This is a genomic window from Microvirga sp. VF16 (assembly GCF_016864375.1).
Taxonomy (GTDB): domain Bacteria; phylum Pseudomonadota; class Alphaproteobacteria; order Rhizobiales; family Beijerinckiaceae; genus Microvirga.
The window spans coordinates 53,510-74,660 of sequence record NZ_CP069359.1; the positions used below are offsets into that span (position 1 = coordinate 53,510).

Sequence of the window (21,151 nt, forward strand, 5' to 3'; positions counted from 1 at the left end):
CTATCCAGTTTTAAGATCACGGCTGCGCTCACCAGCGCAACCGTTTTAGTTACATAGCAAAAGAAGATCGTTTGCCGGTCCTGTATGGCTCCGGCGGTGAACTCTCGTTCATCCCGTTTAGATTAGGGGAATGCGGCGCCTCAGGCGCTGGCGCGCTCCATTTGGGTGACGTACTCGTCGACTGCTTCGGGGCGATACCGAATCGGCGCTCGGCGCCCGCGCCCTAGGCGGAGGAAAGCGGGTCCTTGCTTCTGAGCTCTCCACCATACGAGCGTCGCCGGAGCAACGCAGAGTCGGGCTGCGACCTCCTCTGTCGTCAACAGCCGATTAGGTTGAGCGAGTTGCGCGGAAGAGGGGACTTGGTTTCCCGCGCTTAGCGATACTCTACTCAGGAGATCCTGCATCGAATTGGACCCCCGCGGGGAAACCACTCCCGGATCCGATGTTCTAGTGCTTTCTTGTCTGATTGGATGTGTCACGATGCGCCCCAAATTCGATCTTGGGAACACATATAGGTTTATGAATGAGTATATACAACTGTAAACTCGAGTTATTCACATTGCAAGCACAATATCAACAAGTTGTTTAAAAGTTTAGCGTCTAGTCGCATCTTTAAAACATCGTTGGTTGCTTATCAAATTTTCTCCGCAATGGCGCAGTTTCTATCTCTTATATTCTCCGTTGTGCACGAGCGTGCAACAAATTCGCCGGACGTCAAAATTAAGAGTTTTCCAGTAGTTAGTCGCTGCCAAGAGCGTGAGCGTGTCTCTGGCATACGGATGCTGCCGTTGTGAAATGCATCTCTCCGTTTTGTGTTCACGACCTCCGCTTCACGCCGCCTTCTCTATGCAGGATAGAGATCTCAGTCCGGCAGCTTCCAGCACCAAAAGCTCCCAGGCCTCGAACGTAGCACGGCGCTCCTTGAGCAGTGGCGCGCGGTTGTAGACACCCACGATGCCGCCAAACGTTCCTGAGATGTGGTTGATCGCCCGCTCAATCACAGGAATGTCGACGCCCAGTTGATCATGGGCGTGGGTCACGAAGCTGCGACGCAGATCATGCAGCGTCCAGTGGGGCAGGGAAGTTGCCTTGCCTCGAGAGACTCCTCGCAGCTCTGCCACCTTCCCGTCTAAACGCTTCTTGGCCTTCGAGAGTGCGCCAAACACCGTGCCGTGCACGGTGGAGAAGACGAGATCCCGGCCATTAGACCGCGAGGCGACAATGGCCAGAGCGGCTGATGACAGCGGCACGTCATGAGGACGCCTGTTCTTGGTCCGACTTGCCGGAAGGCGCCAAATCTTCTCGTCAAAGTCGATCTCGCGGTGGGGCATCTCGAACACCTCGGATCGGCGTTGACCCGTCAGCATGAGGAAGCGAACAGCTGCGCCATACGTGTCGTCCATCTCCAAAGCGGCGCGGTAGATGAGCCCGAGCTCCGCCATCGTGAGAACGCGCTCGCGCCGGTTATCCCGACCAGCAGGAGCCGTGTCCGTGACCGGGTTCTCATCACAGAGCCCTACCGACTTCGCCCACGAGTACATCTTCCGGATCACGGCCCGGGCTAGATTGGCTTGCCGCACCCCGCGCTCAGCAATGGAGTGGAGGGCGTCTGCGATGTGGGCGCGGGTCACCTCATCAAAGGGTTTGGCCGCGAGCGGCTCAAACAGCCGTGTCAGGATCCGGCGGTACTCCGAAGCGCTTTTGGGCCGCAAGCGCGTGTCGACATACTTCGTCAGGAACTCGTCGCGCACCTCGGCAAACTGGCGCTTGCGAAACCGGTCTAGTTCGGCCTGGCGCTTCTCGGCCGATGGATCGCTGCCACGAGCGACCTGCCCGGCGAGGTCGCGCGCAACCCGCTTGGCATCCTCCAACCCAAGCTTGCGCACATCCCCGATGGTGACCATGCGGGCAGGAGCACTGCGACTGGCTCCAGCGCGATAGCGGTAAACGTAACGCCGCTGACCCGAGGGATAGACCCGCACCCCAAACCCCGGGGTGGCCTCATCCCAGACGGCATATTCCTTGGCTTGAATCGGCAGCGACCCAACACGACTGGCGGTGAACTTGATACGCTCTGGCACGGCTTGCCCCCGGTTTCCGTGCGCACCTCGTGCGCACGCTGCTTCGATTATGCTGCAGCTTATTCGGGTTTGTTCGACTTATTCAATGCCAAATTACCGAGTCTGCACAGGTACTTAGCTAAAATTCCTTTGTGCCACAAGGACTCTGTCGCTCTAACTTTTAATCAGAGGGTCCTGGGTTCGAGTCCCAGCGCGCTCACCACCTGAAACCCTTAACCGGCAAGGGTTTTATGATGTTACCGTGTTTGCAACAGCGCGGGGCATTTTCGCCCGGGTAACACCAGGGGTAACAGCAGACAAACTTCATGCAATCGGCAGCAACCCCGCCTCACATCGCGCTGGGCTGACAAACGTCCGCGATGTGGGGACAAGCTGACCTTCACACAGACATCCCGATAGGCCGGTTTTGACCGAGGCTGTGTCAAAACGCGGGATCTGGTAGTCTGGTGAGGTCATATGGACTGGAGGGATCGCGATGAAGCGGTTTGTCCAAGGCCAGGAGCGCAGCCAGGGCACTCTATTCCCCGCCTGCCTCGACGAGTACATCAGCGACGACAATCCGGTGCGGGTGATCGACGTCTTCGTGGACGAACTCGACCTGCGCGCTCTGGGGTTCGACGGCGTTGTCCCGCAGGCGACAGGCCGCCCGGCCTATCATCCGGCGGCCCTGCTCAAGATCTATATCTACGGCTATCTCAACCGCATCCCGTCCAGCCGCCGCCTCGAGCAGGAGACCGTCCGCAATCTCGAGCTGATGTGGTTGACCGGCCAGCTCCAGCCGGATCACAAAACCATCGCCCGCTTCCGCAAGGACAACGGACCGGCCATCCGGGCGGTATGCCGCCAGTTCGTCGGGCTGTGCCGCAAGCTCAACCTGTTCTCACAGGCGGTGGTGGCCATCGACGGTTCCAAGTTCAAGGCCGTCAATGCCCGCGACAAGAATTTCACGCCAGCCAAGATCGCCAAGCGGATCGCGCAGGTGGAGGCCAGCATCGCGCATTACCTCTCCGCCCTCGACACGGCGGATCGACAGGAGAGCGAACTGGCGCAGGAGAAGGCAGGCCGGCTCAAGGACAAGATCGCGGCGCTCAGAGAGCAGATGCAGCAATTCCGGGAGCTGGAGCAGCAAGTGCTGGCCGCGCCCGACCAGCAGATCTCACTCACTGATCCAGATGCCCGCGCGATGGCCACCCGCGGCATCGGCACAGGAGTCGTGGGCTACAACGTCCAAGCCGCCGTCGACGTCCAGCACCATCTGATCGTCGCGCATGAGGTGACCAACAGTGGCTCGGATCGGGGCCAGTTGTCGGGGATGGCTCAGCAGGCGTAGACGGCCATGGGCACGCCGAGCCTGGAGGCTCTGGCTGATCGCGGCTACTACAAGGGCGAGGATATCCTGGCCTGCGAGCGAGCCGGCATCACGCCCTCTGTGCCCAAGACCCTCAGTTCCGGCGCTAAAGCCGAAGGCCGCTTCGGTAAGCAGGATTTCGTCTATCATCCTGAGGACGACACCTATCGCTGCCCGGCGGGAGAGCGCCTGACGCGGCGGTTTACGTCGGTTGAGCACGGCATGGCTCTGCACGTGTACTGGACCACCTGCTGTGAGACGTGGGCCCTGAAGGAGCAATGCACGACCGGCAAGCAGCGGCGCATCAAGCGCTGGGAGCATGAAGACGTGCTCGATGCGATGCAGGAGCGGCTCGACCGGGCACCGGAGACGACGCGCCTGCGCCGGCAGACGGTGGAGCATCCGTTTGGAACGATCAAGGCCTGGATGGGGGCCACGCACTTCCTGACCCGAACCCTGGAGCGGGTGCGCACCGAGATGAGCCTGCACGTGCTGGCCTACAACCTGAAGCGGGTTTTGGCGATCCTCGGCCCTGGACCGCTGTTGGCGGCAATCCAGTCCTGAGACGGATCTAAGCCGATCACAATGGATCAGACACCATGGAAGCCGCCATCCAGCCTTGTCAAAGAACCAAACGCTCGTTGTCCCGCGCGCTCCAACCGATCAGAGAGCGGTTGGGGAACTCAGTCGGCCGCGAGCCGCGTTTTGACACGGCCTCGACCCAAAGCGGACTTTCAGCTCGGCCAAGACAGCTGGTATCGCATGGACAAGTTCATTTAACATTATCGCCTCGGGTGAGAGCCGGATCGCGTATCGGCTATGCCTTGTCCAAGGTTCACAGCCAAAGCCAAGCTTCTCCTGCTATCGAACTAATCATGATGGGTTGGCAGGAGCATAGTTCGATCAAGTAAGTGCCGGATCGCTGGGATATTGGTGCTATACTGGCGCCATACGCTCGAGCACGGAGAGGATCGTGGATATCACGACCTGGCTGAAGACGCTCGATCTGGAACGCTACGTAACTGCGTTTCAGCAAAATGACATCGATGCTGAAGTCCTGCCGGAGCTCACCGCCGAGGATCTTACAGCAATCGGCGTCACCTCAGTGGGGCATCGCCGTAAGCTCCTTGCCGCAATCGCTGCTTTGCGCGACAGCCGCCCCATCACAGACAATCCATCGATCGCAACCTCCCCTGGGCCGGCCACAACATCTGACACAACTCTGTTGCGACATGAAGCCGAGCGGCGTCAGCTCACCATCCTGTTCTGTGACATCGTCGGCTCAACCGAGCTTGCAGCCCGCCTCGATCCAGAGGACCTACGCGAGATTATTCGTACCTATGATCACTGCGTCACCGAAGTGGTCGCCCGCTATGAGGGCCATGTCGCAAAATATCTGGGTGACGGCGTGCTGGCCTATTTTGGCTATCCCCGGGCCCACGAGGATGAAGCCGAGCGGGCCGTTCGAGCCGGACTGGATCTTGTGGCCGCAGTCCGCAACCTAAAACAACACGGCAATGTGACGTTCCCGGTACGGGTTGGCATCGCAACCGGGCTGGTGGTGGTGGGAGACCTGATCGGCGAGGGGGCAGCGCGCGAGGAGACGGTGGTCGGTGAGACTCCGAATCTTGCGGCGCGCTTGCAAGCGCTGGCAGGGCCAGGCGAGGTCATAGTTGCGCAGCGCACCTGCCAACTCCTGGGCGGTGTGTTTGATCTCGTGAATCTTGGTACCTTTGAGCTCAAAGGGTTCACCGAGCCGGTAGCCGCTTGGCGGGTGCTGGGGCTGAGTCGGGCCGAAGGCCGGTTCGAGGCCCGGCACACAGCAGGCCTGACGCCGCTGGTGGGGCGCGAACATGAACTTGGTCTGCTCTTGGATCGCTTTCAGCAGGCCAAGGAGGGTGAGGGCCAAGTCGTCCTCCTCTCAGGCGAGGCTGGCATCGGCAAGTCTCGTCTGATCCGTGCCCTGCGCGAGCAGTTGGCAACCGAGCCCCATATGGTCGTCAGCCACTATTGCTCGCCCTATTACCGCAACACGGCTCTCTACCCCGTCATCACGCTCCTCGAGCGGGCTGCTGGTCTGTCCCGGGATGAACCGCCCGAGCAGCAGCTCGATAAGCTGGAGGCTCTGCTGGCGCTGGCGGTAAGAGATGTAAGCACGATTGCCCCGTTTTTCGTTGATCTGCTGGGAATCCCACCAGGGGATCGCTATCCGCCCTTGAGGCTTGCGCCCCGGCAAAAGAAAGAAAAGACCCTTGAGGCCCTGCTGGATCAGTTGGCGGGCTTGGCAGAATACCAGCCGGTGTTGGCGCTGTATGAGGATGTGCATTGGGTTGACCCCTCCACGCTTGAACTGCTGGACTTGGTAATCGAGCACGTCCAGCATCTTCCAGTTCTGACAGTCATCACATTCCGACCGGATTTTATCCCGCCTTGGACCGGGTACGCCCATGTTACCTCTCTGTCGCTGTCCCGCCTCGGACGCCGGCAGGGTGCGGCGATGATCGAGCGGGTCACAGGAGGCAAAGCCCTCCCCGAGGCGGTCCTTGATCAAATCATTGCTAAAACCGATGGGGTGCCGCTGTTTGTTGAGGAGCTCACCAAGACAGTGCTTGAGGCAGGATTGCTCAAGGAGGTGGGTGACCGCTATGTCCTGAGTGGACCGCTGCCGCCGCTGGCGATCCCAACAACCTTGCAAGACTCCCTCATGGCACGGTTGGATCGCTTGGCGCCGGTCAAGGAAGTAGCCCAGATCGGAGCTGCGATCGGCCGTGAGTTCTCGTATGAGCTGCTGTTGGCGGTGTCGCTCCTGCGCGATAACGAGCTCCAGGATGCGCTCAGCCGGCTGGTTGAGGCGGAGCTGGTGTTCTGCCGCGGGGCACCACCAGGAGCGACCTACATGTTCAAGCATGCTCTGGTCCAGGATGCTGCTTACCAGAGCCTGCTGAAGAGCAAACGCCAACAGCTTCACAGCCGGATTGTGCAAGCGCTGGAGGAGCGGTTCGCGCAGCAGGCGAAGGCTCGTCCGGAATTGGTGGCGCACCACTGCACATTGGCAGGTCTTGCCGAGAAAGCAGTTGGCTACTGGCACCAAGCCGGGCAGCAGGCGATCCAACGCTCTGCAATGGCAGAGGCGGTGGCTCATCTCGCAGCGGCATTAGAGGTTCTGAAAGGCATACCCGACGGCCCCGAGCATCAGCAAAAGGAATTGGACCTGCAGGTGATCTTGGGTGGCGCGCTTCACACAGCGAAGGGCTGGGCATCGCCGGAGATGGGGGCCGCTTACGCCCGAGCGTGCGAGATCGCCCGGCAGATGAGAGGGGCGCCACAACGGTTTCCCGCCTTGTACGGTCTCGTGGCGTTTCACACCAATCGCGCCGAACTGGAGGCCGCTCTCAAGGTCGCGGAGGAGCTCTATTCCCTTGCCGAAGAACAGGAGGATGACGCGATCAGGCTCTTGGCACACCGGGTGATGGCCAATGTTCTGATGTACCGCGGTGCATTCAATGCCGCCCTGCCGCACATCGAGCAAGTCGTCACCCATTATGACCCACAGTCGCACGGCTTTCCGATTTACGTCCCGATCGACTCGCGCGTGAACTGTCGCAGCTTTCTGGCATGGATCCGGTTGTTTCAGGGCTACCCGGATACCGCTCTGGTGCAGAGCCGGCAGGCGCTCGCGGAGGCTCGCGCCCTTGGACATCCACACACACTGGCGTTTGCCCTGCATGTGAACTGCCTGTTTCATCAGGTTCGTGGAGACCGGACGATTGTTGAGGAGCGAGCCGCCGCGCTGATCAAGCTCGCGGCCGAGCAGGGCTTCCCACATCTTGTAGCCACCGGAACGCTGTTCCACGGTTGGGCAATCGGCGCAGGAGGCTCTGTTGAGCTGGGCCTGGAGGAGATGCGTCACGGCCTGACGCTGAAGGAGGCAACCGGGTCCCGGCTCAAGGTACCGTACTACCTTGGGGTCTTAGCGGGCTTGCATGCCACCCTTGGTCAGTACACCGAGGCAGTATCGCAGCTCAAGGACGCGCGAGAGCGAATAGAAGGAACCCAGGAGCGCTGGTTTGAGGCCGAGGTCTACCGTCTCACGGGTGAGGGGCTGCTGCGATCGTCCGACCCTGCGGGCGCGGAAAGGGTCTTGCGCCAAGCGATGAGGGTCGCGCAGCAGCAAGGGGCGAAGCTGTGGCAGCTACGTGCAGCAAAGAGCCTTGCGCAGTTGTGTCGCAACCAAGGCCGAGGTTCTGAAGTCCACGACTTGCTCACCCCGGTTTACGGCACCTTCACGGAAGGATTTGACACCCCTGACATGAAGGAGGCGGGGAGCCTACTAGATGAACTGGAATGAGATTGCGCCCCGGCTTGTCCAGGGCCAGATCCTTTGCCGCTCGACCGTTCACGAGCAATCTTGAACGAACCCTACCGTAGTGTCCCAGGGCGTGGTGTAGGAGCGAGCCATCTGTGAGGTGGTCATCGCCAGTCTTCGGTTAGAGTTCGGGTTGCGACACCTGACCCTGACCCGGAGGCGACGATGACCGACGAGAGAATGGCCCTGATCGAGCTGATCGAAAAGGGGGCCGATGCCGATCTGATCCGTGACATGCTCGCCTTTGCGGCCGAGCGCCTGATGAACCTGGAGGTGGAGGCCCTCACCGGCGCTCCAGCAGGCGTGCGCAGCCCGGATCGCCTCACTCACCGCAACGGCTACCGCGAGCGTGCCTGGGACACCCGCGCCGGTCGGATCGATCTTGCCATCCCCAAGCTGCGCAAGGGCTCGTACTTCCCGGCCTTTCTCGAGCCGCGCCGCACCGCCGAGAAGGCACTCACCGCCGTCATCCAGGAGGCTTATGTTCACGGCATCTCCACCCGCTCCGTCGACGATCTGGTCAAAGCCATGGGCGCCTCCGGCATCTCCAAGAGCCAGGTCTCGCGCCTGTGCGAGGAGATCGACGAGCGCGTCAACGCCTTCCTCTCGCGCCCGATTGAGGGTGAGTGGCCGTATCTGTGGATCGATGCCACTTATCTGAAGACCAGAGAAGCCGGCCGGATCGTCTCGACGGCCGTGATACTGGCGGTGGGCGTCAACAGCGATGGCCGGCGCGAGGTGCTGGGGATCGCCACCGGCGCCTCGGAGGCCGAACCGTTCTGGACCGCCTTTCTGCGCTCTCTCGCCGACCGCGGCTTGCGCGGCGTGAAGCTGGTGATTGCCGATGATCACAAGGGGCTGCGGGCCGCCGCTAGCCGGGTCTTCCATGCCGCGCACCAGCGCTGCCGGGTGCATTGGATGCGCAATGCCATGGCGCACCTTGCCCCGAAGCAGCGCCCGGCCGTGGTGGCGATGCTCAAGACGATCTTTGCTCAGGAGAGCGCCGCGGCGGCTGCCGTGCAATGGGCTTCAGTGGCAGACGCCTTGCGGGGGCGCTTTGCCAAGCTCGCCGAACTGATGGACCGCTCACGCGAGGAGGTGCTGGTGTACATGAGCTTTCCGCGCGAGCACTCGGGTCAGATTGCCTCGACCAACCCGCTCGAGCGGCTCAACGGCGAGATCAAGCGGCGTGCGGACGTGGTCGGCATCTTTCCCAATGATCGGGCGGTGATCCGTCTCGTGGGAGCGCTGATGCTGGAGCAGAATGACGAATGGGCGGTCAGCCGGCGCTATATGAGCCTGGAAAGTCTGAGTGCTTTGAGCGATGATCCCGTTCGCAGGCTGTCGGCCGTGACCGCCTGATCAACTCGGCTCAGCCGAAGACTGGCGCTCTTACACCACGCCATGGGGCACAATCGAAAATCGGCCCTGTCGAACGCATTCTGGCGCTCGGAGTAACAGAACCGCCTCAATAAAATGGCCCGGATTTCTCCGGGCCATTCCAATCGGAAGCTGCTCTACGGGAGACCGACTCCCCGAGTTTTCTGTCCTAAGCAGCGTTGCTGCGGCGCGGCAGCTTCCAGCCGGGACGGATGAAGTGGCACGTATAGCCGTTCGGAAGCCGCTCCAGATAATCCTGGTGCTCCGGCTCGGCCTCCCAGAAATCGCCCGCCGGCTCAAGTTCCGTGACTACCTTATCCGGCCAAAGGCCCGAGGCATCGACATCGGCGATCGTGTCCTCGGCCACCTGCCGCTGCTCATCCGAAGTGTAGAAGATCGCCGACCGGTAACTCAAGCCGCGATCATTCCCTTGCCGGTTCTTCGTGCTGGGGTCGTGGATCTGGAAAAAGAACTCCAGCAGGTCGCGGAAGCTCGTCTTCTCGGGATCGAATATGATCTCGATCGCCTCCGCGTGCGTGCCATGATTGCGATAGGTCGCGTTCGGCACGTCTCCACCAGAATAACCAACACGAGTGGAGACGACGCCGGGAAGGCGGCGGATGAGATCCTGCATGCCCCAGAAGCAGCCTCCAGCCAGAACGGCCCGCTCAGTCACGCCAGTCATACTGTTCCTCCTTTCTCTGCAAACAGCTTGCGGAATTCACCGTAGCCCTCGCTCTCCAGATCATCGTAATGGATGAACCGTAGCGAGGCCGAGTTAATGCAGTAGCGCAATCCGCCCGCCTCTTGTGGCCCATCCGGGAATACATGACCCAGATGGCTGTCGCCGTGGGCGGAGCGCACCTCGGTTCGCACCATGCCGTGGCTCGCATCGCGGATATCGACAACGTTGTCGGCATCGATCGGCTTGACGAAGCTGGGCCAGCCGCTGCCGCTGTCGTACTTGTCGAATGAAGCGAACAAGGGCTCGCCTGATACTATGTCAACGTAGAGCCCGGGTTCCTTGTTATCCCAGTACGCATTAGCGAAGGGACGCTCAGTTCCGTCTTTCTGTGTCACCCGATACTGCTCTGGCGTGAGCCCGGACACAGCCTCGGGGTTCTTATGATAGGTTTTCATCTGTCATTCTCCTTCCGTGATGCGGGAGGCGGCTTACGAAGGCGCACTCTGGCGTGCGATGGCATCGATATCGTTACGGACGACGCCGATATCGTCCAGCTCCCGATCTGAGAGCTGCATCAGCTCACGGATGACCTTGCGATAATGCAGGTAGGCGCTAATCTTAGACACGATGAAGGCGATAAACATGGGAAGCTCCTTATGTTGAGCCGACTGTCACAGCCGGCGGAAGGAAGGCGAGGCCTCTTTGAGACTTCGCTGGGGTTCGATTACGCAACGCGGGCGGAACGCATGCTCGAAAGCGAGTCGACAGCGATCGCGAGCGACACAGCGAGCAAACCTATGTCCTTGAGCAGGAATTGCCCGGGCGCGACGGATATCGCCGGATAGCCGACCTCCGGCAGAAACACGCCGGGCGTTGTTGCCATGAAACTAAGCGTCGTCACGAACAACCCGGCCGACAGCGCGCCGCCGACGAGCGAATACACCGGGTTGACGAGCCGGGCTGCGATCAGGGCGCCGATGCTGAGTTCGAGGACACCGAGAAGGCTTGAGAAGCCCCGCACTCCAAAGATGGGATAGACCCAACTCAACAGTGGGCTGTTTCCGACCAGTCCGGTCAGGCCTTCCGCCTCATAGGCGGTAAACTTCATGCCGCCGAACCAGGCATAAACCACAACCAGCGAGGCATAGAGACCTGCTGTCGTGGCCGTCCGGCCGTGGCGGTCGACCAAATCCAATAAAATTGCCGCGCGAGCTTGGGAACTCGGATACGCCGCGACGCTCGGGGTATAAACATAAGACATTGCATTCTCCTGGGTTTCCGCGGCGACTGTTGCGGCCGGCTGCGGCATAATCGATACCGATTTGTATCGATCACCCCGGATGTATACCGACCTGTATCGTTTATCAAGCTAACAAAGGCAAAATGCCCGTTGCACGCCTATGCGATGTGCCATTTGGCACCTTCATGGCAATATTGCAGCCTCCCAATAGAGATGTAGAAAGGCAATAATAAATACTGATCAGTAGCGAACCTTCCCGAAGACAGTCCACCATCAAGGCTGCGTCAGGGGCAGAAGTAGCCCCGTGCGCTGTCCGAGATGCATCTTGCTCCGTTCGGCAGGATAATCCCGCCGGCTCCATCGGGCGGAATGTAGGCTCCGGTGGAGATCGTGAACCCGCCGTTGGGGTCGGCCGGCACGATCGAGCCGTCCGGAAGAGTGAATCTGCCATCCCGATAGGTGATGTGCCGGGTGTACCCTGGCGGAAGGGCCGCCGGGATGGGGGCCGGGGGCACGGGAGGTGCGGCCTGCGTCGACCCGAGATTGGCTGGTGGTACCGGCTGGGGTGCCTGGTCGCCTGTAGAAACGCACGCGGAGAGGGCAATGATCATCAGCAGGGCTGCCGGCACTCGCATCGGAACTCTCCGATCGGATGGTGGGTGAACCATCTGAGCACAATCTGTCGGGGACGTCCCTTGTCTCACGATTGCCGATGCGAGAACAGGCGATTAAGCAACCTCAACGGGTCAGAAAATGAACCGGGTGTTGATGAAGTTGGAGGTCTGCTCGGTGATGATCGCCTCAAGCAGATCCTTGTTCGCTTGCGTTTCTTTAGTTGCGATCATCGAGCGGATTGAAAACGAGCGCAGTGCGTCCGTCACCGATAGAGTTCCCTCAGCCGAGTCCTTACGGCCGGTGAAGGGAAACACATCAGGACCGCGCTGGCACTGGCAGTTGATGTTAACCCGACACACCTGGTTGACGAGCGGATCGACAAGCCGGCCGATCTGGTCCGGACTTGAACCGAAGATGCTCACCTGCTGACCATGCTCGGAGGTGGTCACGTACTCGAGTGCCATGTCGAGGTCCTCGAAAGGCATCACCGGGACAACGGGCCCGAACTGCTCCTCCCGGTAGAGTCGCATGCCCTCTTGGACAGGATAGACGACGGCCGGGTAGAACAGGGTGCCGGCCACGCTGCCGCCATCCTCATTGGCCACGCGAGCCCCCTTGGCCTTCGCGTCCTCAACCAGCGCCGTCATGTGATCGGTCTTGCCGGCTTCAGGCAGCGGGGTGATGTTGACATCCTTCTCCCACGGCATGCCAACCTTGAGCTTACTCACCTCCTCGCTGAACCGGCGAAGAAACGACTCAGCGATTGACTCATGAACGATCAGCATCTTCAGCGCGGTACAGCGCTGGCCGTTGAACGTGAGAGACCCGATCAGACACTCCTTCACCGCAAGCTCAATGTCAGCGTCTGCCAGGATGATGGCGGCATTCTTCGCATCGAGCCCGAGAATGGCCCGCAGCCGGTTGGTCTTTGGATGCAGCTTTTTGAGATGGTCTGCAACCTTGCTCGAGCCAATCAGGGCCAGCACGTTCAGTTGGCCGGTATCCAGCAGGCGCGGCACGACCACCGAGCCACGTCCGTACACCATGTTGATCACGCCCTTCGGGAAGGAGTTTTGAAAGGCCTCCAGCAGCGGATAGAACAATAGTGCGCCGAACCGCGGCGGCTTGAACACGACGGTATTGCCCATGATGAGGGCCGGGATCAGGGTCGCAAACGTCTCGTTCAGGGGATAGTTGTACGGCCCCATGCAGAGGACGACCCCGAGCGGGGTGCGCCGGATCTGCCCGATGGTGCCTTCGATGATGGTGAACCGGGAATTGCTGTTGTCGAGCTCCTTCATAGCGTTGATCGTCGCCCGGATGTAATCGACGGTGCGGTCGAATTCCTTCTCGGAATCTGCTCTGGGCTTGCCGATCTCCCACATGATGAGATCCACGACTTCCTTCCGTCGGCCGATCATCCGACTTGTGAAGTCTTGCAGGCAGGCGACGCGTTCGGCAACCGTCATGGTGGGCCACTGGCCACGGCCGCCATCGTACGCGGCGACGGCAGCCTCGAGTGCCTCTTCCGCCTCCCGCTCTCCTCCAGAGGGGACACTTCCAAGTTCGATCTGCTGCAGTCGGCCATCCGCGGCACGCAGGCAGACCGGCGATCGCACCGCGTCGACAGATCCGTCCCAGACCTTCAATTCGCCGTTGACCAGATAGGCGCGCTGGTGAATGGGCGCTGGCGGACGATGTTCCGCAGGGATCCCACCGTCCTTGGGGAAGAGCAGCCTCAACGCATCGGAGTTGGCCATGTCATGCATCCCGTGTTGGCCACCGATGTAACCCGTCAGCGAGGCGGATCTATGGCTTGCTGGCCATCAGCCTGGGCATTGCTATGATCTGGTTTCGGATTGCCGGAGGGTGACCTCATCGAGATCGGCTTCAGCCCTGAAGCGGCGGCTCGGATCTCCACCAGAATCCCCAATTGGGAGAAGCTCTTAACCGAGAACGTGAGCTGAACCGAGCCTCACATCAAGGAAACAACGCGGGTGATGAACGCCCTCCTCGCTCATCCTGAGCTTTGCGAACTCAGGATGAGCGAATCTAACTCACCGCTGCGGTTGATGGCATGCAGGTCATCGGATCCGCCGATATGCCGGCCGTCGATAAATACTTGAGGAACTGTGGTCCGCCCGCCTGCTTTCTGAACCATCTCCGCCCACTTCTCGGGCTGTGTTTCAACGTTGATTTCGGTAAAGCTGGCTCGTTTCTGGGTGAGCAGTCTCTTCGCCGAGGCGCAGTAAGGGCACCAGCTTTTGGTGTAGAGGGTGATTTCCGACATGATCATCATCTCCATAGTGTGAATGGTTGAGCTAGAGAAACAACGGCAGATAAAGCACGCCAATGACGAGTGTCAGCGTGAGCACCGCAGTGGCGGACGCCCAGAAAGTGTTTCGTTCATTGCTTCGGTTCACGGCTTTGTCCTCATCGATGGATGACGGCACGGCCGCCCGCTTCGGACTGCGGGTCAGTGCGGGAGCGGGCCAATACGAGGGCCGGCATCATGCGCAGCGCTCACGATCATCTCGACAGCGGCTGCCAGTTCATCCTCGCCAAAGTCGTTGAATCCCAGACTGTCGATCGACATGTCGGTCGGGCCGGACATGACCTCGATCCAGAACGGCGGAAGGTCTAGGCTGGTACGTACCGGGCGCATTTCGGACAGATAGACTTCAACCGACCCAAGCCGCAGCACTGCAATAGTGCGCGAATTGTTTGTATCAACAGTCCGAAATACCAGTTGAAGATAGGCTTGGACGATGCGCCGCTCGATTTCGTCAGCGCAGAGGTCGCTCAACAGAGGGTAGTCGACACAGGCTTGTTCGACGATCGGTTTGGTAAACATTGTCGATGCCTCCAAGTGAGGGTTTTTATGGCGGACTGTACGTTCCGGACGAGAACTTCGGTTAGGCCGCGACGCGCTGTGGACCGGGATGCGACCGTGGCATAAAAGCCTCCTGATTATCGGCTGAAAGCTGACGTGACGGTGGCTTGGTTGCCCAGCCAGACCCAAGCGTGAGTCCGGTCACCTTCGCTCTTGATGTACACGTAGCCGGTCTGATGCCACGGCAGGACGGTATCCCGCTTGTTGTCGAGGATGAAGTCGCCGCGATCGGTCCGGATCGCCATGACGGCATGGCCTGCGCCGAGTTCATCGAGCACCACGACCATGCGAAGGGCCCGCCGCGGTAATCCGGCCTCGACCAGCAGACGACGCTTGAGAAGCTGATAGTCCTCACAATCTCCATAGCCATCGTCCGGGTAGTCCCAGCGGTCGATCACGCCCCAATGGGCAATGTCTTCCTGCGGTGAGATGGCGGCGTTGACTTGCTGGTTGATCGCCACGATCAGGGCCCAGGCACGCTCGTCGAGCTTGATCGTGGCAGGCTCGGAAGGGTCGATCGCACAGTCACCCGGGCTCCGCTCGCAAAACTCACTCCAGGCGTCTGTCGGCTGAGCGCTCTCGCCCACTGACGGAATCCAAGCTGCATTAAACGGGTGGAGCTCGCCTGCATTGACGCGCGGGATCCCGACAAGGGAGAACAACAGGAGGAGGCCGATCACGATCGACCGCAGAGTCCAAACCAGGCCTCCGCGGGCGGTCTTCTTTTCAGAAACAGGGTAACAGGAGAACTGCCGTTTGATGGTCCAGGGCATCATCGCCCCTCCTGGTCTGTCCGGCTTGACAGGCCATCCTGCAAATTCCGGAAACGATACAGTTCTGTATCGGTAGACGGACAAATATACCGATCTGTATCGTCCGACAAGGCAGCTTTGAGAGCAGATCCGCCAAGTCCCCCTTGCGCAAACGCAGAAATTCCCTCAGGAGCACTTGATCTCGCGCGGGGCTAGGCATAGGTAAAGCTACTGATCTGTTTTGTGTTTGAGGGTATGATGCGCCGTTCAGAGATCCGAAATCATCTGCTTGAGACCGCGCTCCGACTGTTTAATCAGCACGGCTATCACGCTACGGGGATCGACTTGATCATCGCCGAGGCCGGAGTGGCCAAGACGACACTCTACCGCCACTTCGAAACCAAGGAAGACCTGATCCTGGCCGTCCTTGAGCGTCGTGACGAGCAGGATCGGGACGCCATGAGGGCCTATGTCGAGCAACGCACGAAGGATCCGGTCGAGCGCCTGCTGGCGACCTTCGATTTCCTCGAAGCCTGGTTCCGTGACGAGCACTTCCGCGGCTGCATTTTCATGAGCGCCGCAGGGGAGCATAAGGAGACCGTCAATCCGGTGTTCCAAGCTGCCGTGCTGCACAAACGTCTGTCCCTGGCATACTTCGAGGAACTCGCCCATGCGGCGCGGGTTGCCGAGCCGAAGCGGATTGCGGCCGAGATGAACATGTTGCATGAGGGCGCGACCGCCGTTGCACAGATGAGTCGCGATGTCGAGCCCGCTCGACAGGCCAAGCAGATGGCGACCCAGTTGCTCGCAACGGAAGCACGGTCTGCGGTGGCGCCGGTATCCTAGCTAAATCCCGGACTTGCGGTCAGGCCAAATGCCTTCAAGTCACTTTATATTCGCTGAGGTCGATTGACACGAGTGTGCGTGAGCGGTCCGGCTGGCGGTTCGCGAGGCGCGGGTGAGCGCGTCTTCGGGTGGGGAACATGAATCCCCCGAAGTCCCTGACATCGTAGACGTACTGTGCAGCGAGGAAGCCGCCGGAAACGTCCACCTGATAATCGTGGCGGCGGAGCAGGAAATCGGGGCCAAAATAGAAGTCCTGTTCGCGGCAATGGCTGGCGATCGCAAGAGGAAAAGTCGCACGCAGGACCCGCCAGGTTTCATCTGCTTCCTGCCATGGCTCGACTTCCTCAACTTGAAAGCCGGGCATTGCCAGCAGGAAGGGAGTCGTCAGATACGTCCATAGCGCATATCCGTTGAAATAGGCCAGGTGTAAGGGGTCCCACGGGGACTCGAACCCATGACCCGCGAATGCTGATCTTGGATCGTCTCTTTCAGCGACGATCGATTTGTCACTGCCCTCGACCACAACACGGGTGGGGCCGAATGTCATGTGCCAGTCCGGACTGCCAAACGGCGCGAGTGTTGCCCATTCCTCATGGATCCCGGCTCTTGCTCGGCGCCGAATGTCGTCGGTGGGAATACCTTTCGTGGCCCAGAACTCACCCCCAGTCACAACGGTTGCACTAACCTCGTTAAAGGTGTTCCACCGGTCCAGTCCGCCATGTGCGGCGAGGACGCGCTTAAGTAGGTCTTGCATGGCATCCCTCATAAGGATCATTAGTCGGCCGATAGCTCTCCGATCTCAGCGCGGGCCTGCTCATGTAACGCTTCGAGTTTCGCGCGAAGCGCAGCTCCACCCACTTTGATGCCGGCAGCCCGCATATCGTCGCCGACTTTCTGGATAATATCGAGATCACCAGGTTCTTCCAGGTCAGCATCGACCACGCTCGCGATGTAGTGAAGCATCTCGCAATCGATCTTGCCGAGTTGCTTCCCCACCCAGAAGCCAAAGAGCCGGTTTCGCCGGAGGATGATCTTGTATCGGTGCACCCTCTCCGGATCGAACCTGAGGGTGTCGTCGGCTTGGTCTTCGATAATCATCATGGAATTCGACCCACTCTCTGAGACAGGGCGCGATCCTGCCGCCGGAGTGGGTCACGAAACAGATCCAAGAATCGTTGAAACGATTGTACTGTCGCCGGGCGGACATCATGTCGGCTCGCTGGCTGCTCCGCCGACGGTCTCGATTGGGTTCTGCATATCGGCTGGGTCAGGCCCTCTTTCCCCAGCGCCACGCTCCAGCTTTCCCGCAATCTCGGCCACATGCCGGCCTTGAAAGCGGGCTCCATCAAGCTCGTTCTGGCTCGGCTGGCGGGAGCCATCCCCACCGGCGATCGTGGTGGCTCCATATGGTGAACCGCCGGTGACCTCATCCATCCTGGTCTGGCCCGCAAAGGAGTAGGGCAGGCCCACGATGAAGCTCTTCCCAATGTGGAAATCATCACCCAAGCCCAGATCACCGGACTGGAGGGACAGCCCGGTCGGCTGGAGGCGGTTCGCTGGCGCCTGGAAACCGGGGAAGAGACCGCCGGCCGATGCGGCATCTGTTCCTGTTCATCGGTGCTTCGCCCAACACGCAATTGCTCGATGCGTCGCAAGTGGCGCTGGACCCGAAGGGCTTCGTTCTGACCGGAGCCGATGTGGCTCCTGGCCGGAGGCCATTGGAGACGAGCCTTGACGGCGTCTTCGCTGCCGGGGACGTGCGGTCCGGTTCAGTGAAGCGGGTGGCTGCAGCGGTAGGAGAGGGGGCGCAGGTGGTGGCCGCGATTCACGCCTTTCTGACCAAGGACACCGTTCTGGCCGCGGCTCGCGGCGGGATGCGGCCTACCAACAAGGTCGATCACCAGAAGAATAGTCCGCCACCTTGGACGAGTCAGACAGTATGAACCGACATTGTCTACCTGATCTAAGGAAACCATTGGGCCGCTCCCATCACAAGCGAGGTCCACCATGACGGTTTCGACGTTTCTATTCGCTACAGGGATTGAGAACAGCTATCCCACCATCAACGGCGGTCGGACCCGCATTGATGAGATGGAGAAGTGCGGCCACTACACCCTCTGGAAAACAGACTTCGACCTGCTTGATGAGGTCGGCATCCGCTACCTCCGCTATGGCCCACCCATTCACACCACGTGGCTGGGGGAGGGGCGCTACGACTGGGACTTCTGCGACCAGACCTTCGGCGAACTCTATCGGCGCAACATCGTGCCGATCGTCGACCTGTGTCACTTCGGCGTGCCCGACTGGATCGGCAACTTCCAGAACCCGGATTTCCCAGAGCTCTTCGCCAGTTATGCCGGCGCCTTCGCGGAGCGATTTCCCTGGGTTCAGCTGTATACGCCAGTGAACGAGATGTTCGTCTGCGCCGTGTTTTCGGCCGCTTATGGCTGGTGGAACGAGCAGATGCAAAGCGACCAGGCCTTCGTGACCGCCTTGAAGCATATCGTCAAGGCCAACGTGCTGGCCATGGGGACGATCCTCGATGTCCGCGCCGATGCCATCTTCATCCAGAGCGAGTCCTCGGAGCACTTCCACCCCGACTGCCCAGGCGCGATGCCGGTCGCAGAGTTCTACAACGCCCGCCGCTTTCTGCCGCTCGACCTCAACTACAGCCGGCGGGTGGACTCGGACATGTTCGTCTATCTCATGGACAACGGGATGAGCCGGGAAGAGTACGACTTCTTCATGCGGGCCAACCTCAAGCGGCACTGCATCATGGGCAACGACTACTATGTGACCAACGAGCATCTCGTCTCGGCCAATGGACATACCAGCGCCTCCGACGAGGTCTTCCGCTATGCCGAGATCACCCGCCAGTACCATGATCGCTACATGCTGCCGGTCATGCACACGGAGACGAACGTCAAGGAAGGCCCGCGCGGAGACGAGGCGGTCAAATGGCTCTGGAAAGAATGGTCCAACGTGCTGCGCGTGCGCAACTCCGGCGTGCCGATGATCGGCTTCACGTGGTACTCGCTCACCGATCAGATCGATTGGGATACTGCCTTGAGGGAGGAGAACGGCACCATCAACCCGCTCGGCCTGTACGATCTCGACCGCAATGTCCGGGCGGTCGGTCAGAGCTATAAGCAGCTGATCCATGACTGGTGCCAGGTCCTGCCGGCCCAGAGCGTCTGCCTGCAGCTGCCAATCACGCAGCCGCGTGACTTCGACAAGCCGTTCGCTCAACGGGCGCGGAAGTCGATGAAGTCGATCTGCGAGAGAACGCCGAGCGAGCCGCTCATGTCGAACTAGTACTACAGCCGGGTTTGTGCGTTGACTTTGACACGGAGGTGTCGAGCCATGACGCATGCGAGGCCCACCGCTGGGCCGATCAACTGGATGATCTCGTCGCCCGGATTGCTCCCCGGTTCAGCCGCATCGAACCACGCCGCCACGCCCGGGCCTATTTGCAGGGTCTGCTCTCGCCGCTCGAGCGCAAGAACGGCTGGCACTTGGCCGAAGCCGCCGGCGACATGACACCGGATGGCGTGCAGGACTTTCTCGCCCGCATGCACTGGGATGCCGATGCCGTGCGCGATGATCTGCGCGCCTACGTGGTTGAGCATCTCGGTGATCCTAACGCCGTGCTGGTGCTCGACGAGACCGGCTTCTTGAAGAAGGGCGACAAATCGGCCGGCGTCAAACGCCAATACTCCGGCACCGCGGGCCGCATTGAGAACAGTCAGATTGGTGTCTTTCTCGCCTATGCCAGCCGACATGGCCATGTGCTGATCGACCGGGCACTGTACTTGCCCGAGACCTGGGCCTTCGATGCTGCACGCTGCGCGCAAGCGGGCGTGCCGAAGGAGGTCAGCTTCACCACCAAACCGAAGCTCGGACAGGCGATGTTGAAGCGGGCATTCGCGGCGGGCGTGCCGTGCACGTGGGTGGTCGGCGACTGCGTGTATGGCGCCGATTCTCAGACGCGGCGCCTGATCGAAGCGCACGGGCGCGGCTACGTGCTGGCCGTGACCTCAGCCCAGCGGCTTGGGCTGAAGCATGTGGAGGATTGGCTCGAGGATGTGCCGGCCAGAGGCTGGACACGGCTCAGCGCCGGCGATGGCGCCAAGGGGCCGCGCCTGTATGACTGGGCTTATCTGCCCTACCGCACACCGCCGGTGCCGGGCTGGAAAACCGGGCTGCTGATCCGGCGCCGGAAGGGACGACCATATCAGTTCACGTTCTATCTCACCCGTTCGCCGGAGGAGGCGTCACTGGCTGAGCTGGTGCGGATTGCGGGCCAGCGCTGGCGGATCGAGAGCTGCTTTGAGGAAGCCAAGGGCGAGACCGGGTTGGACGAGTACGAGGTGCGCTCATGGACGGGCTGGCACCGGCACATCATCCTCTCCATGTTGGCGCATGCCTATCTCACAGTCGTGCGCCAGCACGCCATCGGGGGGAGAAGCCCCTGTCAGGCACGCCGCGCGGCTGTTGCCGCTCACCGTGCCCGAGGTGCGACGCTTGCTCTGGCATCTGGTGTGGGAGCAGCCGCCTTCGGTTGAGGCCGTCGAGCATTGGTCCGTATGGCGCCGACGGCACCAGCAGCGCGCTCATGACTGTCACTGGCGCAAGCGCACCCGACGCCGACGTCAAACCCGGCTGTAGTACTAGGATGTCTGGAGAGGCTCCAATGCGTTGGAAAACCACACACCGGTCGGAGTGCTTTCCTGAAGTTGAAACGAAAGCCAAGTCACAGGGACGCTTAGCCCGGCTTCTGCTGATAGCCGTCATTGCCATCCTTGCGGTTGTCTCTTCAATTTATGTGTCTCTCGCCAGGGCAGATGCAACTCACCACATTGATCTGACATCGGGTGAGAGAGTTGCCGGGCGTGTGGAGGTGCCGGTTTGGCAAGGCCGACCTGACTAAAACCGTTGAGGCCAT

General features: G+C 60.5%; 19 protein-coding genes and 2 pseudogenes. 7 read left to right on the forward strand and 14 right to left on the reverse strand.

Translation table 11 applies throughout. From position 1 onward, the window contains the following. Nucleotides 1-140 precede the first annotated feature (140 nt). Together JO965_RS49955 and JO965_RS45650 are read right to left on the reverse strand one after the other, a co-directional pair. Entirely contained in the window at nt 141-404 is a 264-nt protein-coding gene (locus tag JO965_RS49955) for a helix-turn-helix transcriptional regulator (RefSeq protein ID WP_371827064.1), read from the reverse strand. Between the two features lie 426 nt (nt 405-830). Further along, entirely contained in the window at nt 831-2,081 is a 1,251-nt protein-coding gene (locus tag JO965_RS45650) for a site-specific integrase (protein ID WP_203448335.1), read from the reverse strand. Between the two features lie 475 nt (nt 2,082-2,556). Between JO965_RS45650 and JO965_RS45655 the strand changes: the two are divergent. The 3 genes and pseudogenes from JO965_RS45655 to JO965_RS45665 all read left to right on the forward strand — a co-directional run bounded on the left by JO965_RS45655 (nt 2,557) and on the right by JO965_RS45665 (nt 9,157). Beyond that, nucleotides 2,557-3,993: pseudogene (locus JO965_RS45655) on the forward strand (IS1182 family transposase). A gap of 409 nt (nt 3,994-4,402) precedes the next feature. Then, nucleotides 4,403-7,777 (forward strand): AAA family ATPase, encoded by a 3,375-nt coding sequence (locus JO965_RS45660; protein WP_203448336.1) that lies wholly within the window; start codon nt 4,403-4,405, stop codon nt 7,775-7,777. Between the two features lie 183 nt (nt 7,778-7,960). Next, entirely contained in the window at nt 7,961-9,157 is a 1,197-nt protein-coding gene (locus tag JO965_RS45665; protein WP_203448337.1) for an IS256 family transposase, read from the forward strand. 187 nt (nt 9,158-9,344) lie between these two features. Here the strand turns inward: JO965_RS45665 and msrA are convergent, their stop codons facing one another. The 9 genes from msrA to JO965_RS45710 form a co-directional block, all read right to left on the reverse strand. Continuing rightward, nucleotides 9,345-9,860, reverse strand: coding sequence for a peptide-methionine (S)-S-oxide reductase MsrA (gene msrA, locus JO965_RS45670; RefSeq protein ID WP_203448338.1), 516 nt, complete (start codon nt 9,858-9,860; stop codon nt 9,345-9,347). Further along, nucleotides 9,857-10,315, reverse strand: a complete 459-nt coding sequence (gene msrB, locus JO965_RS45675; protein WP_203448339.1) for a peptide-methionine (R)-S-oxide reductase MsrB — start codon at nt 10,313-10,315, stop codon at nt 9,857-9,859. The genes msrA and msrB overlap by 4 nt, the downstream gene beginning before the upstream one ends. 33 nt (nt 10,316-10,348) lie before the next feature. Beyond that, nucleotides 10,349-10,504, reverse strand: coding sequence for a DUF1127 domain-containing protein (locus tag JO965_RS45680; protein WP_203448340.1), 156 nt, complete (start codon nt 10,502-10,504; stop codon nt 10,349-10,351). A gap of 80 nt (nt 10,505-10,584) precedes the next feature. Beyond that, a complete protein-coding gene (locus JO965_RS45685) occupies nt 10,585-11,121 on the reverse strand; it encodes a YkgB family protein (RefSeq protein WP_203448341.1) in 537 nt (178 codons plus the stop codon). A gap of 263 nt (nt 11,122-11,384) precedes the next feature. Further along, nucleotides 11,385-11,735, reverse strand: coding sequence for a hypothetical protein (locus JO965_RS45690; protein ID WP_203448342.1), 351 nt, complete (start codon nt 11,733-11,735; stop codon nt 11,385-11,387). A 111-nt stretch (nt 11,736-11,846) separates the two neighbouring features. Further along, on the reverse strand, nt 11,847-13,475 hold the full coding sequence (locus tag JO965_RS45695; RefSeq protein WP_203448343.1) for an NADP-dependent glyceraldehyde-3-phosphate dehydrogenase: 1,629 nt from the start codon (nt 13,473-13,475) through the stop codon (nt 11,847-11,849). Between the two features lie 257 nt (nt 13,476-13,732). Next, the gene (gene grxC / locus JO965_RS45700; protein WP_203448344.1) at nt 13,733-14,005 is read right to left on the reverse strand and encodes a glutaredoxin 3; all 273 of its coding nucleotides are present in this window, start codon (nt 14,003-14,005) and stop codon (nt 13,733-13,735) included. 186 nt (nt 14,006-14,191) lie between these two features. After that, nucleotides 14,192-14,569, reverse strand: a complete 378-nt coding sequence (locus tag JO965_RS45705; protein WP_203448345.1) for a hypothetical protein — start codon at nt 14,567-14,569, stop codon at nt 14,192-14,194. Between the two features lie 116 nt (nt 14,570-14,685). After that, nucleotides 14,686-15,384, reverse strand: coding sequence for a transglutaminase-like cysteine peptidase (locus JO965_RS45710; RefSeq protein ID WP_246777364.1), 699 nt, complete (start codon nt 15,382-15,384; stop codon nt 14,686-14,688). A gap of 234 nt (nt 15,385-15,618) precedes the next feature. Here JO965_RS45710 and JO965_RS45715 point away from each other — a divergent pair, with 234 nt between their 5' ends. Next, on the forward strand, nt 15,619-16,206 hold the full coding sequence (locus JO965_RS45715; protein ID WP_203448454.1) for a TetR/AcrR family transcriptional regulator: 588 nt from the start codon (nt 15,619-15,621) through the stop codon (nt 16,204-16,206). A 34-nt stretch (nt 16,207-16,240) separates the two neighbouring features. Here the strand turns inward: JO965_RS45715 and JO965_RS45720 are convergent, their stop codons facing one another. The 3 genes and pseudogenes from JO965_RS45720 to JO965_RS45730 all read right to left on the reverse strand — a co-directional run. Beyond that, nucleotides 16,241-16,753 carry a hypothetical protein gene (locus JO965_RS45720; protein ID WP_371827053.1) on the reverse strand — a complete coding sequence of 171 codons (513 nt, stop codon included), beginning with the start codon at nt 16,751-16,753 and terminating at the stop codon, nt 16,241-16,243. Nucleotides 16,754-16,980: 227 nt separating this feature from the next. Continuing rightward, nucleotides 16,981-17,307, reverse strand: a complete 327-nt coding sequence (locus JO965_RS45725) for an ATPase inhibitor subunit zeta (RefSeq protein ID WP_203445919.1) — start codon at nt 17,305-17,307, stop codon at nt 16,981-16,983. A 105-nt stretch (nt 17,308-17,412) separates the two neighbouring features. Continuing rightward, nucleotides 17,413-17,679: pseudogene (locus tag JO965_RS45730) on the reverse strand (NAD(P)H:quinone oxidoreductase); the annotation flags it as partial. Between the two features lie 119 nt (nt 17,680-17,798). Here JO965_RS45730 and JO965_RS45735 point away from each other — a divergent pair. The 3 genes from JO965_RS45735 (at nt 17,799) to JO965_RS45745 (ending at nt 20,771) form a co-directional block, all read left to right on the forward strand. Further along, entirely contained in the window at nt 17,799-18,149 is a 351-nt protein-coding gene (locus JO965_RS45735; protein WP_371827054.1) for an NAD(P)/FAD-dependent oxidoreductase, read from the forward strand. Between the two features lie 64 nt (nt 18,150-18,213). Beyond that, nucleotides 18,214-19,521 carry a family 1 glycosylhydrolase gene (locus JO965_RS45740; protein ID WP_203448347.1) on the forward strand — a complete coding sequence of 436 codons (1,308 nt, stop codon included), beginning with the start codon at nt 18,214-18,216 and terminating at the stop codon, nt 19,519-19,521. 14 nt (nt 19,522-19,535) lie between these two features. Next, on the forward strand, nt 19,536-20,771 hold the full coding sequence (locus JO965_RS45745; RefSeq protein WP_371827056.1) for an IS701 family transposase: 1,236 nt from the start codon (nt 19,536-19,538) through the stop codon (nt 20,769-20,771). Nucleotides 20,772-21,151 lie beyond the last annotated feature (380 nt).